General features: G+C 39.8%; 16 protein-coding genes. 9 read left to right on the forward strand and 7 right to left on the reverse strand.

Annotated elements, in window-relative coordinates:
• Position 1 precedes the first annotated feature (1 nt).
• Genes VS868_RS15095 through mscL form a run of 3 tightly spaced genes read left to right on the forward strand, consistent with a single transcriptional unit; the run spans position 2 to position 3,612 of the window.
• Complete coding sequence (locus tag VS868_RS15095; RefSeq protein ID WP_266068635.1) at positions 2 to 484, forward strand: hypothetical protein; 483 nt, start codon at positions 2 to 4, stop codon at positions 482 to 484.
• On the forward strand, positions 485 to 3,166 hold the full coding sequence (locus VS868_RS15100; protein WP_345598550.1) for a DNA gyrase/topoisomerase IV subunit A: 2,682 nt from the start codon (positions 485 to 487) through the stop codon (positions 3,164 to 3,166).
• Positions 3,166 to 3,612 carry a large conductance mechanosensitive channel protein MscL gene (gene mscL / locus VS868_RS15105; RefSeq protein ID WP_345598551.1) on the forward strand — a complete coding sequence of 149 codons (447 nt, stop codon included), beginning with the start codon at positions 3,166 to 3,168 and terminating at the stop codon, positions 3,610 to 3,612. The genes VS868_RS15100 and mscL overlap by 1 nt, the downstream gene beginning before the upstream one ends.
• 118 nt (positions 3,613 to 3,730) lie before the next feature.
• Here the strand turns inward: mscL and VS868_RS15110 are convergent, their stop codons facing one another.
• The gene (locus VS868_RS15110) at positions 3,731 to 4,105 is read right to left on the reverse strand and encodes a DNA topoisomerase IV (protein WP_345598552.1); all 375 of its coding nucleotides are present in this window, start codon (positions 4,103 to 4,105) and stop codon (positions 3,731 to 3,733) included.
• A 31-nt stretch (positions 4,106 to 4,136) separates the two neighbouring features.
• The gene (locus VS868_RS15115) at positions 4,137 to 4,505 is read right to left on the reverse strand and encodes a helix-turn-helix domain-containing protein (protein ID WP_306419739.1); all 369 of its coding nucleotides are present in this window, start codon (positions 4,503 to 4,505) and stop codon (positions 4,137 to 4,139) included.
• Positions 4,506 to 4,825: 320 nt separating this feature from the next.
• Here VS868_RS15115 and VS868_RS15120 point away from each other — a divergent pair, with 320 nt between their 5' ends.
• The 4 genes from VS868_RS15120 to VS868_RS15135 all read left to right on the forward strand — a co-directional run bounded on the left by VS868_RS15120 (position 4,826) and on the right by VS868_RS15135 (position 8,324).
• On the forward strand, positions 4,826 to 5,989 hold the full coding sequence (locus VS868_RS15120; protein WP_345598554.1) for a M14 family zinc carboxypeptidase: 1,164 nt from the start codon (positions 4,826 to 4,828) through the stop codon (positions 5,987 to 5,989).
• Positions 5,990 to 6,067: 78 nt separating this feature from the next.
• The gene (locus VS868_RS15125; RefSeq protein ID WP_266068643.1) at positions 6,068 to 6,547 is read left to right on the forward strand and encodes a winged helix-turn-helix transcriptional regulator; all 480 of its coding nucleotides are present in this window, start codon (positions 6,068 to 6,070) and stop codon (positions 6,545 to 6,547) included.
• Positions 6,548 to 6,630: 83 nt separating this feature from the next.
• Entirely contained in the window at positions 6,631 to 7,659 is a 1,029-nt protein-coding gene (locus VS868_RS15130) for a YihY/virulence factor BrkB family protein (protein ID WP_266068644.1), read from the forward strand.
• 116 nt (positions 7,660 to 7,775) lie between these two features.
• Positions 7,776 to 8,324, forward strand: coding sequence for a type 1 glutamine amidotransferase domain-containing protein (locus VS868_RS15135; protein ID WP_266068645.1), 549 nt, complete (start codon positions 7,776 to 7,778; stop codon positions 8,322 to 8,324).
• 73 nt (positions 8,325 to 8,397) lie between these two features.
• Here the strand turns inward: VS868_RS15135 and VS868_RS15140 are convergent, their stop codons facing one another.
• Both VS868_RS15140 and aroB read right to left on the reverse strand, forming a co-directional pair.
• Positions 8,398 to 8,733, reverse strand: coding sequence for a hypothetical protein (locus tag VS868_RS15140; RefSeq protein WP_266068646.1), 336 nt, complete (start codon positions 8,731 to 8,733; stop codon positions 8,398 to 8,400).
• A gap of 89 nt (positions 8,734 to 8,822) precedes the next feature.
• Complete coding sequence (gene aroB, locus VS868_RS15145; RefSeq protein WP_266068647.1) at positions 8,823 to 9,911, reverse strand: 3-dehydroquinate synthase; 1,089 nt, start codon at positions 9,909 to 9,911, stop codon at positions 8,823 to 8,825.
• Between the two features lie 100 nt (positions 9,912 to 10,011).
• On the opposite strand from aroB, the gene VS868_RS15150 reads away from it, so the two are divergent.
• Positions 10,012 to 11,223, forward strand: coding sequence for a proline dehydrogenase family protein (locus VS868_RS15150; protein ID WP_266068648.1), 1,212 nt, complete (start codon positions 10,012 to 10,014; stop codon positions 11,221 to 11,223).
• Positions 11,224 to 11,242: 19 nt separating this feature from the next.
• On the forward strand, positions 11,243 to 11,746 hold the full coding sequence (locus tag VS868_RS15155; RefSeq protein WP_345598555.1) for a 1-acyl-sn-glycerol-3-phosphate acyltransferase: 504 nt from the start codon (positions 11,243 to 11,245) through the stop codon (positions 11,744 to 11,746).
• A 159-nt stretch (positions 11,747 to 11,905) separates the two neighbouring features.
• On the opposite strand, the gene VS868_RS15160 is transcribed toward VS868_RS15155, so the two are convergent.
• The 3 genes from VS868_RS15160 to VS868_RS15170 all read right to left on the reverse strand — a co-directional run bounded on the left by VS868_RS15160 (position 11,906) and on the right by VS868_RS15170 (position 15,144).
• Complete coding sequence (locus tag VS868_RS15160) at positions 11,906 to 13,078, reverse strand: hypothetical protein (protein WP_345598556.1); 1,173 nt, start codon at positions 13,076 to 13,078, stop codon at positions 11,906 to 11,908.
• Between the two features lie 161 nt (positions 13,079 to 13,239).
• Positions 13,240 to 14,064 (reverse strand): DUF1853 family protein, encoded by an 825-nt coding sequence (locus VS868_RS15165; protein ID WP_345598557.1) that lies wholly within the window; start codon positions 14,062 to 14,064, stop codon positions 13,240 to 13,242.
• A complete protein-coding gene (locus VS868_RS15170; RefSeq protein ID WP_345598558.1) occupies positions 14,065 to 15,144 on the reverse strand; it encodes an AI-2E family transporter in 1,080 nt (359 codons plus the stop codon). It lies immediately after the preceding gene.
• Positions 15,145 to 15,184 lie beyond the last annotated feature (40 nt).

Genomic DNA, 15,184 nt, shown 5'->3' on the forward strand with positions numbered 1-15,184 from the left:
AATGAAGTTCAACAACAGGAAAGAAACCGGAATTATCCCTTCAATTTATATCATTGTAGTGGCGGTTTTTATCACAAATGCATTTGCATCTGTTGAACTTAAATATGATGATGTTCCTTTTAATTACAGTAGCTTAATTCCTAATGGTATCGCTATTGTAGTGGCGGTCTATATTTTTATAGTCGGAAAAAAATTCGAATTTGACAGTGATGGAGAAACCATCAACTTCAAAAGCAATGGTGCCCTTGTGTCGCAATTCATGCATTACAGGGAACAAAGAACCGAGGTGCCAAAGTCAAAACTGAAGAATTTTAGGATAGAGAATTATTTTTTCTACAAACGCCTGCACATTTACATTCATTCAAGGAATAGTAGAGGGTACAGGCACTATAAATATAATATCACCTTTTTAACGGGCAAGAAAGTAAAAGCTTTAGAAATGTCACTTGCCAAAATTCTGGAGAAAAACAAAGCGAGGGCTTAAATGGAGAACGAGAATCAAAACGATCATCAAGACGAACAGTTCGAGCAAAACGAAGAGCTGAATAATACAGAGAACAACGAGGTGCTTACCAAAGTTACCGGAATGTACAAAGATTGGTTCCTGGATTATGCCTCTTATGTAATTCTTGAAAGAGCGGTTCCTGCTTTAGAAGACGGATTTAAACCCGTGCAGCGTCGTATCATGCATTCTATGAAAGATCTTGATGACGGACGTTATAACAAAGTTGCAAACATTGTGGGGCATACCATGCAGTACCACCCTCACGGGGATGCCAGTATAGGTGATGCCATGGTACAGGTAGGCCAAAAAGACCTCTTGATAGACACCCAGGGGAACTGGGGTAACATTCTTACAGGAGATGGGGCTGCAGCAGCAAGATATATTGAGGCAAGGCTTTCAAAATTTGCCCTTGATGTAGTCTATAATCCGAAAATCACCGAGTGGCAGCTCTCTTACGACGGAAGAAAAAAAGAGCCGGTAAATTTACCGGTGATGTTCCCGTTATTGCTTGCTCAGGGTGCCGAAGGTATTGCCGTGGGTTTAAGTACAAAGATCCTGCCTCACAATTTCATTGAACTTATTGAGGCAAGTATAAAGCACTTGCAGGGAAAGAAATTCAAACTATTTCCCGATTTCGCTACAGGAGGTATTGCCGATATCACCAATTATAATGATGGGATGAGAGGCGGCCGTGTGAGAGTGCGGGCAAAGATCTCTCAACTTGATAAGCACACCCTGGTGATAAAGGAGATACCTTTTAGCACCAATACTTCTACATTAATTGATTCTATCCTTAAGGCAAATGATAAGGGAAAGATCAAGATCAAGAAAATTGAAGACAATACTTCGAGTGAAGTTGAGATCCTTATCCATTTACCGCCGGGAATGTCTCCCGATAAAACTATAGATGCCCTGTATGCTTTTACAAACTGTGAAGTTTCTATTTCACCTTTGAGCTGCATCATCATTGAAAATAAACCGGCCTTTTTAGGGGTATCAGAAATCCTTAGAAGATCTACAGATCATACCCTTGCTTTACTGAAGCAAGACCTGGAGGTAAAACTGGAGGAATTCCAGGAGCAATGGCATTTTGCTTCTTTGGAACGGATTTTTATCGAAAAAAGGATTTACCGCGATATTGAGGAAGAAGAGACCTGGCAAGGTGTGATTGAAGCTATAGACCGCGGATTAAAGCCCTTTATCACGCACCTGAAGCGTGCAGTGACCGAAGAAGATATTGTGCGGCTTACCGAAATAAGGATCAAGCGTATCTCTAAATTTGATCTTGATAAAGCACAACAGAAAATTGAAGCTCTGGAAGGCGAAATTGCGCAGATAAAGCACCACCTTGATCATTTGGTAGATTATGCTATTGCATATTTTAACCGCTTAAAGAAAGAATATGGTGAAGGTAAAGAAAGAAAGACCGAATTGCGCCTTTTTGACGACATTGAAGCAACTAAAGTAGTTATACGAAATACAAAACTATTCGTAAACCGTAAAGAAGGTTTTGTGGGCACAGCCCTCAAAAAAGATGAATATGTGACCGATTGTTCAGATATTGACGATGTGATTTGCTTTACTGCCGAAGGGAAAATGATCGTTACCAGAGTAGACGCCAAGACCTTTATAGGGAAAGACATTATTCACGTGGCAATCTTTAAAAAGAAAGACCGCCGCACCATCTATAACATGATCTATAAAGATGGTAAAGGTGGGGCTTCCTATATCAAAAGGTTTGCAGTGACCTCGGTAACCCGCGACAGGGAGTATGATCTTACCCAGGGCAAGAAAGGTTCAGAAGTGCTTTATTTTTCTGCAAATCCAAATGGCGAGGCCGAAGTAGTTATGGTCTACCTAAGGCAGGTAGGAAGTATCAAGAAATTAAAATTCGAAGTAGATTTTGCCGACATGGCTATTAAAGGCAGGGCGGTAAAAGGAAATATAGTGACTAAGTACCCGGTCAAAAAAATTGACCTCAAAGAGGAAGGGGTTTCTACACTTAAACCAAGAAGAATCTGGTTTGATGACACTGTGAGAAGGCTCAATGTAGACGAGAGAGGAGATTTGCTGGGCGAGTTTAAGGGAGAAGACAGGCTTTTGATCATTACTCAAAATGGTATAGCCAAAACTATTAAACCCGAGCTCACTACGCGTTTTGATGAAGATATTATAGTACTTGAAAAGTGGTCTCCAAAAAAGCCGGTTTCAGCTATTTATTGGGAAGGAGAAAAGGAGAAGTTCTATGTGAAACGCTTTATTATAGAAAATGAAGAAAAAGAAGAAAACTTCATAGGAGAACATCCCAAGTCTTATCTCGAGATCGTTTCTACCGATTATCTTCCGGTGGTAGAAGTAGTTTATACAAAAATCAGGGGGAAAGATCAGAAACCCAACGATCTTGTTGAACTTGAAGAATTCATTTCGATAAAAGGTATTAAAGCCCTTGGAAACCAGCTTACTTCAGAAAAAGTAAAACAGGTGAATCTCCTGGATCCGAAGCCATTTATTGAGCCTGAAGAAACCGCTCCCGAAGATATGGAAGTGGAAGGAGAAGAGCGTGTGGAAGGACAGGCTAAAGCACCTGATTTTTCTGAAACAAAGCTTCACAAAGAGAACCCGGGTGGAGATGAAACTCAAATAAGACTTTTTGACGAATAATGGCTGTGGGATTACTCAAAGAATTTAAGGAGTTTGCCGTAAAAGGCAACATGATAGACATGGCGGTGGGTATCATAATTGGTACTGCTTTTAACCGCGTAGTTGATGTACTGGTAAAGCAAATCATCATGCCTCCGCTTTCTTTAATAACCGGAAGGATCACTTATGCCGACAGGAAATATGTGCTTCGGGAAGCGATCCCCGGAACCGAGGGAGTAGATGCTGTAGAGGAAATTGCGGTGGGTTACGGACTCATGATCGAAGTATTTATCGATTTTCTGGTCATTGGCTTCACCGTTTTCCTGGTGGTAAAATTGATGAATAGATTTAGAAGAAAAGCCGAAGATCCTAAAGATAAGACTGTAGCCACGCCAAAAGATATTGAGCTGCTTACAAACCTCAATAAATTGATGCAGGAACAAAACGACCTGCTTAAAAAGAAGTAAAACCCCACGAAAGGTCTAAGGAGTAATGTCTAAGGAGTAAATTGGGTAGTTATCAAGCCCTAGGAATATATTTCATCTTAAGATTCTACAGACTGCCGTCTACCGTCTACAGACTACTTCACTCTACCTTTACAACGGTTCCACGCTGTTTCTGCGTTTCTCCCACCAATCCGTATTCAAAGGTGTATGTATTGTTTTTAGTGGTGAGGATCTTCATGTGAATAGGCTTTTCTTCAGCCCTGTTTTTAGGGTTTAAATTTGAGAGTATATATTCACAGTCGTTGATCCATCGTATAGAAGAAGTATCAACCTGGCCTCTAAAATAATCGATTTCGATACTATCACTTCTCACGAAACGGGTTTTTACCAGTTCCCCTTCAAGATAAGATTCAAATTCAAAGGTTCCCGTCTTAAAATCTTTACAGTTACGTTCTGCCTGATAACAGGAGCTAAGGCAGCAAAGAAATAGAATGCCCAACAAGATTTTTTTCATGCTGCAAATTTAAAACCTTTTTTGATGCTTCTCAATTTTCAAAGGCATCAAAAGTACCGTCTTCATAAAGAATGACCACCTTTTTTATCTTTTTAGAGAGGGAAGGAGCAGTAAATTCTTTTTCGGTCACGGGGGGAGTAGTAGAAAATAGATCCTGCACTTCAGATTCCTTCCTCTGATTATCTTCTTTCTCCCGATTCCTGGAAGGTGAACTTTCCTTCGGAAAACTTCCTTTTCCATTAAGTAGCCAGTAAAGTTCAACTTCCGGAAAAGCATTAATGATCTTCATGACAAAATCCAGGCTCGGTTTATTTCTGCCAGATAGAAGATGGGAAATGGAGGAGCGACCCACATCTATTTTATCGGCAAATGAAGCAGCCGAAAGGTCGTAGTATTCCATAACCTTATTAAGTCGAATTGTAAATTCTTCAGTGTTCACCATTGTAAACAGGAGTAAAAAAATAGGTTGTTTACAAAAGTAATCAATTAAAATGGATTCTCCAACACCAGCTTTAAACAGGGATAATCATATGTATTATAACTTTATATAAAACGACATAAATAACTAAAATACAGCTTATTATTATATATAAAATTTTCACAAGGAAATATTCCTATCACCTGATTTACAGACGGGAACTGAATGTTTACATAAGTATACAGTAAAAACATTTCCTCCTGTTTACGATTGTAAATTTTGGATTATTTACTTTTGTAAACATGATGACAACAGAAGAATTTCTTGAGAATTATGATGAGTTTAAATCTGAAAAATTATACGGAAGATATATTACGTATATGCAGCTGGAAGAAGCTTTGGAAGTTTTAAAAGAGCATTATCAAGTAACCGAAGTTGGAAGATCTTTCCTTAATATTCCTATTCTTGGAATAACTGTGGGTGCAGGTAAAAAGAAGATTTTGGTCTGGTCGCAGATGCACGGCAATGAAAGTACCACCACAAAAGGAGTTGTAGACTTGCTCAACTTCCTGAAAGTTTATGCAGAACTGGATGTGGTAAAGAATATACTTGCGGATTGTACCATTTTAATACTTCCTATGATCAATCCAGACGGTGCAGCTAGATATACCCGTGTAAACGTAAACACAGTAGATCTCAACCGCGATGCGAAAGAGATCAATGAACCTGAAAGTAAAGTGCTCAGAAAAACTTTTGAGGACTTTAAGCCAGATTTCTGTTTTAACCTTCATGATCAAAGGACCATCTTTGGTGCGGGAGACTTCAATCTACCTGCTACGCTCTCTTTTCTTGCTCCTTCAATGGATGAAGCAAGAACGGTTACTGAAGTGCGAATAAAGGCTATGAAAATCATTGCTGCAATGAATAAAGAGCTACAAAAAGTTATTCCGGGGCAGGTAGGAAGATTTGATGATAGTTTTAATCTTAATTGCACAGGAGATTACTTTCAGGCGCAGCACGTGCCAACAATCTTGTTTGAATGCGGACATTTTCAGGGAGATTATTTAAGGGAAGAAACCAGGAAGTATTTTACCCTGTCATTACTTACAGCTGTCAAAGCCGTTGCAACCGGAGATTTTATTCAACAAAAAGAAGAAGACTATTTTGAAATTCCCGGGAACAAGAAAAGTTTTCTCGACATCATTCTTCGGAATGCACTGGTGGAAGGGAAAAAAGTAGATGTGGGGATACAGTATTCAGAAAAAATAAAAGCCGGAGATGTACTTTTTGAACCCGTGGTACATATTATTGAAGATGATTTGAACTTTTTTGGGCATTTAGAAATTGATTGTAAGGGCCAGGAGGTAGAAAAATCCGACGAAACCCCGCTTATCGAAAACGATATAGTAGAGATAATTTTGTTAAATAAAGAGAAGTTATCAATAAATCCGCCGCATATTAAATGAATATTGACTATAATCTAATTATTTTGTATTAATTTTGTACTTCGTTTAAAAACAAGGAGAATCTTCAAAAGATTAGATATGGCAAAGTTTAGATTAGATGAAACCGATCACCAAATACTCAATATGTTGATCGACAATACGCGAACCCCTTTCACTGATATCGCAAAAAAACTTAATATTTCAGCGGGAACAGTGCACGTTAGGGTAAAGAAAATGGAAGAAGCAGGGATTATTCTTGGTTCGTCACTTACACTTAATTACGAGAAGCTGGGTTATGCTTTTATAGCCTATGTTGGAATTTTTCTACAAAACACTTCCCAAACCAAATTTGTATTAGAGCGCATTAATGAAATTCCTTATGTAACTGTAGCTCACGTTACTACTGGCAAATTCAATGTGTTCTGCAAAATTAGGGCAAGAGATACTCAGCATGCAAAAGATATTATTTTCAAGCTCGATGATATTGAAGGTGTTTACCGTACAGAAACAATGATTTCTCTTGAAGAGAGCATCAACGATAAGAAAAGGCTTATGCATTCTATTTTTGAGAACTTATAGTGTACTAAATTCTTATTAAAAACCCTTCAGGCTATTAGTTTGGAGGGTTTTTTTATTACTTTCATTTTAACTACATTCAGCTTATGGGCTTTATTAAACGGAAATTAAACTCCTTCTGGAGGCTTTTAAAGCAATCTTACTTTAGCTGGAACAGGAATGATCCATGGGCCAGGAGTGCTACTATAGCGTATTACGCGCTTTTCTCACTGCCTTCCTTACTCATTATTGTTGTTACGGTTGCAGGATATTTCTTTGGAAAAGAAGCCGTACAGGGCAGGATCACCAGGGAAATAGGCGAATTTGTGGGAGTGGAAGCGGCCCAGGCCATTGAAGGAATGGTAGCGAACGCCGCACTTGATCAAACCTCTACATGGGCTGTTATCTTTGGATTTGCTTTCCTGATCTTTGGTGCCACCGGGGTATTTTTCCAGTTAAAAGCTGCAATGAATAATATCTGGAACATTGCAGTAAAAAAGAATACGGTGAAGAGGATTATCATTAACCGCATAATTTCTTTGGGGATGGTATTCGTCCTGGGGTTGCTGCTTCTTGTTTCTCTGGTCATTTCGGCAGTATTGGCAGCTATAAAAGATTATGTTGCTTCTATAGCTCCTGTAATTACCACTTTTCTCCTAGAGGTGCTAAATTTTGCCCTTTCCTTCACCATCATTATGTCTCTCTTTGCTGCGATCTTTAAATGGCTACCCGATGTTAAGCTAAGATGGAAGACTACTTACCTGGGGGCCATGCTCACTACCTGCCTTTTTCTGGTAGCCGAATACCTCATAGGGTTCTATTTTGGTCAAAGTAATCCGGGTTCTGTCTATGGGGGTGCCTCTTCGGTAGTTCTTATTCTCCTGTGGGTTTATTATACCTGCTTAATTGTATTCTTTGGAGCTGAATTTACCGTGCAGTATGCCCTTTATAAAAAAGAAAAAGTGGAACCAAACGAATATGCCGAACCTGCCATTTACCAGGAGCTTGAAAGGCTCGAAGAAAAACGCGGACAACTGGTAGATGAAAAAAGGATTCTTGATACCCTGCAGTCACACCTAGATGAGGAGGAAGAGCGCCAAAAACAGCGCAAAATGAATGAGGAGGCAAAAAAATAGCTCCTCTTAATAAAATTTAACCTTAGACTTCTAGATTTTATAGGCTTCTTAATACAGAAAAAGAGGCTTAGTGCCTATCTTCCCTTAAATAATTGTTGAACATAAAAATTAAAAAAATGAATAAGAAGATAGCTATTTTAGCGACTGATGGATTTGAAGAGGTAGAATTAACTTCTCCAAAAGAAGCTATGGAAGATGAAGGTTTTGAAGTTCACATTGTAAGTCCCAAAAAAGGCAAAATCAAGGCCTGGAATGAAACCGACTGGTCTAAAGAATACAACGTCGATAAAACCGTTAGTGAGGTGAGTGCAAGCGACTATAATGCACTTATGCTTCCGGGAGGGGTTATGAATCCCGATAATCTAAGAACAAATGAGGAGGCTCTTCAATTTGTACGCGATTTCTTTAAGCAAAAGAAACCTGTAGCTGCGATATGCCACGCACCCTGGACGCTCATTAGTGCAGGAGTGGTAGAAGGAAGAACTATGACCTCTTACAATTCAATGAAAGACGACGTAATTAACGCCGGTGCAAATTGGGTTGATGAGGAAGTAGTGGTAGACGAAGGTTTTGTAACCAGTAGAAATCCTGATGATCTACCGGCTTTTAATTCAAAACTTATTGAAGAGATCAAAGAAGGTAAGCATGAAGACCAGCACGCCTAGTATTCGCAGGTAATATTTTTAATAAAAAAGCCGCCAGTATAAATTACCGGCGGCTTTCTTTTGTTAGATTCTTTTAGATATCTTCGGAATCATCTTCGTCAGCATCCATATCATCCATGTCTTCTTCCACATCGTCATTCTTTTCCGGAAGATCTACAATAGGTTCATTGAAATCTGAATCATCATAGTCTTCTTCATCATAGTTCGCCATGGAATTTTCAAGACGGGTACTAACTTTTACAAGATAAATACTGTCTTCGGTTCGTACCTCTACAGCTTCAACTGTTTCGTTTTTTGCATTCTTAAAAGAGATGATTTGATCATCATCATACCCGTCAGGATATTTCTCAACCAATAATCCCAAAATTTCGGGAGTAAGCTTTTTGTAATCAACAATGATTCTTTTCATAAGTAAGTTTTAAGGCCTCCTTCTAAGCGAAAATAATGATTCATAATTCCGCCACCGTTAAAATAAATAAAAAATTTAAACTCTGTTCTTTACTCTGATTGTGCATCTTCCTGAGGAGTAAGGTAATACCTGAAAGCCTCATGGATTAATGTATTTGGTACTTCCCGGTCAATTACCGGTGCTCCAATTTGTCGCAAAAGAACAAAATTTATTTTTCCTCCCTCATTTTTTTTATCAAATTTCAACAGGTTGATGATCTTTTTTTGATCTTCCTCTGTAAAATCGGTTTTTCCATAAATGGAGTGGATCACATGGTTGATCTCATCTCTTTTTTCTTTTGGGAAACCTTCAAGTTCTGTCGATAAATAAGCTGCCAAAACCATTCCTGCCGCAACGGCTTCCCCATGCAATAATTTTTGTTTTGCAGGATTTTCAAGAAAGTAAGATTCGATTGCGTGACCCAGGGTGTGTCCAAAATTCAGACTTTTCCGTAAGCCTTTTTCTAAAGGATCCTGTGCTACTACCTGTTCTTTGATCACTATAGATTCCTTAATCAGGTCTTCAAGGTCTGTAAGGTCAAGATCTTTTAAAGATTTTAGACGGTTCCAGTAATCTTCATCAGCAATTAATCCGTGTTTAAGCATTTCGGCGAGCCCACTGCGCATTTCACTGGATGCTAAGGTTTCCAAAAATGTCATATCTATAACTACCATTTCCGGTTTTCTAATAATACCCACCTGGTTCTTCAATGCGCCAAGGTTCACTCCGTTCTTTCCGCCTAAAGCCGCATCAACCATAGAGAGCAGGGTAGTGGGGAAGTGAACGCAGGCAATACCTCTTTTAAAGGCTGCTGCAACAAAACCACCAAGATCTGTCACCACACCTCCGCCAAGGTTGACCAAAAGGCTCTTGCGATCTCCTCCCAGGTCTGATAATGCTTCCCATAAAGAACTACAGGTTTCTATAGTTTTGATTTCCTCACCAACTTCAATTTCCAAAACTTCAACTTCAAGCTGGGTTTCGAGTTTTTGAAGAAAGGAAGAAAGGCAGTGAACATGGGTATTGGAATCTACCAGAATAAAGATTTTGGTAAAGTTTTCCTGCCCTAAAAATTCATGGAAATGGTCATATCCTTTTTGGTTAAAAAGTACGGGAGATGCTGTAGAGGTTTTAGTCATGGATCCTTTTGATAAATACACGTTAAAGGCTTCGAAAATAAGGAGAAAAATCCTAACTATCTCCATCCAATAATTATCTTTGTAAACCCAATTTTAAGAAATGATCACACAGAAGATATTTAATGATACTGAGACAGCTTTTAAACTAAAAACTGATTCAGAATTAAACCGTGCCATCTTTCTCTTTGAGATGATTGACCGGCCACTATTGGTCAAAACAGGTACTGCAATGACCAACCTTGCTCTTAAAGCACATTTGCCGGTAGAGGGGCTTATTAAAAAGACCATTTTCAACCAATTCTGTGGTGGGGTAACCGAAAAAGATTGCCTTCCTACCATTGAAAAAATGTACAGTAAAAACTTGCATAGCATTCTCGATTATTCCGTAGAAGGAAAGGAAAAAGAGAGTGAATTTGATAAGGCAATTGAACGCAAGACCAATATTGTAAAATTTATTTCTAAACGGGACGAGCTGCCGTTTGCGGTTTTTAAACCCACGGGGATTGGCCGTTTTGAACTCTGGCAAAAAGTCTCTGCAAATGCCAATCTTTCCCTCGAAGAGGAAGAAGAGTGGCAGCGCGTAAAAAATCGTGTGAACAGGATTTGCGACGAAGCTTACAAACAGGGCGTAAGGTTGCTTGCCGATGCCGAAGAAAGCTGGATGCAGGATGCTGCCGATGTGCTTATGGAAGAAATGATGTTTAAATACAACCGCGAGCGCGCAATAATCTTTAACACCCTGCAATGCTACCGCTGGGACAGGATGCAGTATCTCAAAGACCTGCACAGCCGCGCCAAAGAACAGGGCTTTATTGTAGGAGCCAAGATAGTGCGCGGTGCATATATTGAAAAGGAAAATGAAAGGGCTTCAAAAATGGGATATTTGTCGCCTATTTGTGAGAACAAAGAAGCCACCGATGTAAATTATAACGGGGTGCTTACTTATTGCCTGGCGCACATAGAAGATATTTCGGTATTTATCGGCACACACAATGAGATGAGCAACTACCTGGCCTTACAGGTTATGGAAGATAAAAACATTGAAAAAAATGACGACAGGGTGTGGTTTTCCCAGCTCTTCGGAATGAGTGAGCACATTAGCTATAACCTTGCTGAAGCCGGTTATAACGTGGCCAAACTGGTGCCTTTTGGCCCTGTAAAGGAAGTTGTGCCTTACCTTATAAGAAGGGCCGAAGAAAATACCTCTGTAAAAGGCCAAACCGGAAGGGAATTAGGATTGCTTTACGAAGAGAGAAAAAGAAGGGCAGGAGAGATCACCAAGAGCAATAGGGAGAGTGAACTGGCTGGCTAAATTCATATACTTTAAGATCATGGGCTGGAAATTCTACGGAAGCTGGCCCGCCAATCTTAAAAAAGCAGTGGTTATTGTGGTGCCGCACACCAGTTGGCACGACTTTTATCTGGGGCTCTTAGTCCGACGGATTCTGGGGGTAGACATTAAATTTGTAGCCAAAAAAGAATTATTTAAACCTCCTTTTGGGTGGTACTTCAAATGGATGGGCGGTACCGCTTTAGATAGAACTCCGGGACAGAAGAAGGTTGAAGCTATTGCAAGCCTTTTCAATGAGAGGGAAGAATTTAGCCTGGCAATTGCTCCCGAAGGTACCAGGAAAAAAGTAGGGGAGTGGAAAACCGGATTTTACTATATCGCTAAAAAAGCCGAAGTGCCTATCATTATGGTAGCGTTCGACTTTGGAAGTAAAAGTGTAAAAGTCTCGGGCCCCTTGTATCCCTCAGATGATAAGGAGCAGGATTTTATTAAGATCAAAGATTTCTACAAAGAAGTTACCGGCAAAATTGCCCACTATACATAAATATAAAGCTGCCTTAAAAGCCATTTTCGCCAATCTAAACCTGTTTTAGGTTATTTACTTTTGAAGATTATATCTATATGATCTTTAAATTCTTCAGAAAGATCGGCGGGAAGCTTTTAAGGCAGCTTTTTTATTCAGAATGCCTTCTTCAGATCATTACTAATATCGGTAAACAGCGTTTACTTTAGAATCCTTATTCGGCATAAACTCTTTTTCTATGAGATAAGCCTTTCCGTTTTGCTGAAGTACTTTTACAGCGGCAAGGTTCATCAACGAAACACTGCCGTTTCTTTTCTCCTCATGAACATCTACCGAAGCCATTTTTTCATTGTAATCTCCCCAAATGTCTTCGCGGTTCTGAAGGAACAACGTATCGACCTTTCCTTCAAAAATAGCCGGAATGATCTCTGAAACCTGGGATGATGTTCGGGAAGGGTTCAAGTCATTGAACTGCTTCATTTTATCTTCTCTGTCTTTCCTGAAGTGTGGCTCAAGAGTTTCCAGTGCCGCTGCATGCAGACTAAAAATACTGTTATGATCGGCTTCAGGGTTTCCGGGTACAGGTTTTGGGTACAGATTTTTATATCGGCTGGCCTCCTGGTAAATTGGGAAATAAGAATCCTGGCAGGCAACTATAAGCGGAACGCTCTCGTTGTGCAGAATTTCGTAAATCCCCTTGTCTACTGCCCTAAAGAAGCGTAAAATCTCATTTTTGCGATCCCTGCTTGCGGCTTCATAACCATGTTGGGTAGAAGTGCCTTGTGGGTTTGCGCCCACACTATTTCGTTGGGTTTTGTGCTTGCTATTCTTCTCTTCATAATCATACCCAACCCTGTCTTCGAGTTGATTGGGCGTAAGATCATCGATCTTAACCTCTCCTATAGAATATGGAGTGGCCTCATAGAGTTTTACCTCATCCAACTGTAAGTGGAGCAAATAAAACATTCCATCTCCATTAAACATTGGCACCAGCGGCTTTAAATAAAAATGGTCTGCAACATAAGTGTAAGCCTCAAAATAAATGGGTAAGGTGTACTGTTTTGAAAATCCGTCGGCAAGAAACAGGGCGAGTCCGTCGCTTTGATGTCGCCAAAAATCACTGTCGTCCATCAGGTCGTTCACCGGCTTCCCCATCTTTTCTATCTTATCCTGTGGGTATCCCATTGCTTTTAGTTCCTCAACGGCCTTTTTCCATTGACTTTTTAAATTGATCTTGTCCTTTTCTTCGAGAACGTCTTTTCCGGCCCTTACTGTAGGGATAAAAATTGAGACGCAAGGATTGCTGTCAAATTTTGCTAAGTCCTCAAATTGTTCTTTTGTCAAAATTGGCATGATCTGTCGGTTTTTACGGAAAAACACCTTTAGAATCGGGTTTTTTCCTTGATTTATAATTGCGTACTTAAGATACTAAGATGCCAAAAAAGCCGTAGGGCTGCCGGTCATAATTTTTCCTTAATTAGCCTGGGGTTTGCCGTTAATTTTCTGCTAAGAAATTACCACCACACCACAAAAAGCCTTTGGTAGCTGCCGTTAGGTGTCTTCATCCAGAGTAGAGGAGAAAATTTATCGGTGAGAAGAGGAGAAATTTGTCTTTCAATATCTTCAAATGAGTACCAGGTGTGGTTATGCTCCGGAAGCACCGGCCAGAACTTCTTCTTCGGACTAAAAAAGGCATTTTTTCCATAGTCTTCAAAAGTGAATTCTGAAGCTCTTATCCAGAAACCGGCAATGCAATCTGGATTGATTTCTTTTAAAGCTGAAGGCTTCAATTTCTTCGGAAGAAAAACGGAAGCCTTAAAACACATTTTTTGAACCACCTGCTGCAGATCTATCTCATAAGCCTGAAGCATATTTTTTGTAGCTTCCTTAAACAGCAACGGGAATTGCCTTTTTTGAAGCCTTTCCAGCTTTCGGTTAAGGCTGTCGCGCTTGTTAGGGCCTATTAAATGGTCTTTTTCTGAAAAACCAGTGTCGGGATCGTAGATATAGAACTTAAAGATTAGTTCTACGTGAAAAATTTCTTCTGAAGTAGTTTCCTTCAGCAAAAAATCTATTTCTCCAAGCGTTTCTTTCTCCTGAATGATCTGCTGATTTTGAAGTACAACATCTTCCGAAGTAAAATGAGCAACATAACAGGCAAAAAAGTGCTCCATCCGCTTTCCCAGTACTGTTGCCGTGGGTGCAGGGACAGCAGGAAGATTTTTGCCCGCAGTTAAACCGGTGGTGCGGTAGAGCGGGTAGTCAAAAATGGCATTTTCAGTAAAGATTTCAGAAGTACTTAAAAATCCTTCAAATTGTTGGGCTGTAGTGAATTCCATTTAATCTTTATCATCGTCTTTACTCAGCAGGAAACCAAAGGGTTTTAGAGGAGAAATACTACTAAACACCACATTAATGATAGCGAGTATGGGTATAGATAACACCATACCCGGGATGCCCCACACCATACTGCCAATGATTACTGCCAGTATAACAAAGAAAGGGTGAAGATCTACCTGGTCGCCTACCACATAAGGCTCCAAAATATAACTTTCTACAAATTGTGCCACTGCAAATGTGATCATAATCCCAATAAGAACGCCTGTTTCTCCAGATACAAGATACCCAAAGATCAGGGCCAACCCAAACCCTACAATGTTACCAATGTAAGGAAGAAGGCTAAGCACAGCCGCCAGGATACTAATTAGAATAAAATTATTAACGCCCGAAATTCCGAGGCCTACGGCGTATAAAACTGCTAAAAATCCGATGAGAATAAGTTTCCCCACGAGATATTTTCGGGTGACTTTGGCCGAATTTTCAATAATATCTTTTACCTCATGCCTTCGGGAGTCGGGGAAGAGTAGTAACAAAAAACGCTTAAACCGGTGCCTGTAGTTTAGCAGAAAGAAGATATATATAAAGGTGATAAGATAGTCACCAAAAAAACTGATGGTATTATTGAGAAAAGAAGCAGCTTTTTTACCTGCATTGGAGGTTTCGCTCATATAAGGAACGGGGCTGCCTTTTTCAGAACTTTCAATATCCTGCTGCTCCAGCGGGGTGTGCTCCAGTAAAAAAGCCTTCACCTGTTCGATTTTTGGGGCCATTGTTTCCTTGATCTTTGGCCAGTCGTCTACCACCGTTTTCACCTGCATTGATATAATGGCGAAAAAACCTACGGAAGCCAGGAAAATAATGAAAGTGCTTACCAGGGAAGAGGACATCCGATTCAAAAATGATTTTTCCATCTTCCTACACAGCGGTATCATGAGAAGAGAAAGAATCACGGCTGTGGTCAACGGAATGAGAAAACCACTTGCATCTGCAAGCCCCTGAAACAGGAAGTATAAAGCGAGTATGGTTAATGTTCCATAAAGAAGTATTTGTTTCCCCTTAGAGTTGCGTAATTGTTCCATAAAAGTGAAGGTACAAAATCAGCAGCCCAATCTATTCTAA

This window comes from Salinimicrobium sp. 3283s, assembly GCF_039602225.1.
GTDB lineage: Bacteria > Bacteroidota > Bacteroidia > Flavobacteriales > Flavobacteriaceae > Salinimicrobium > Salinimicrobium profundisediminis.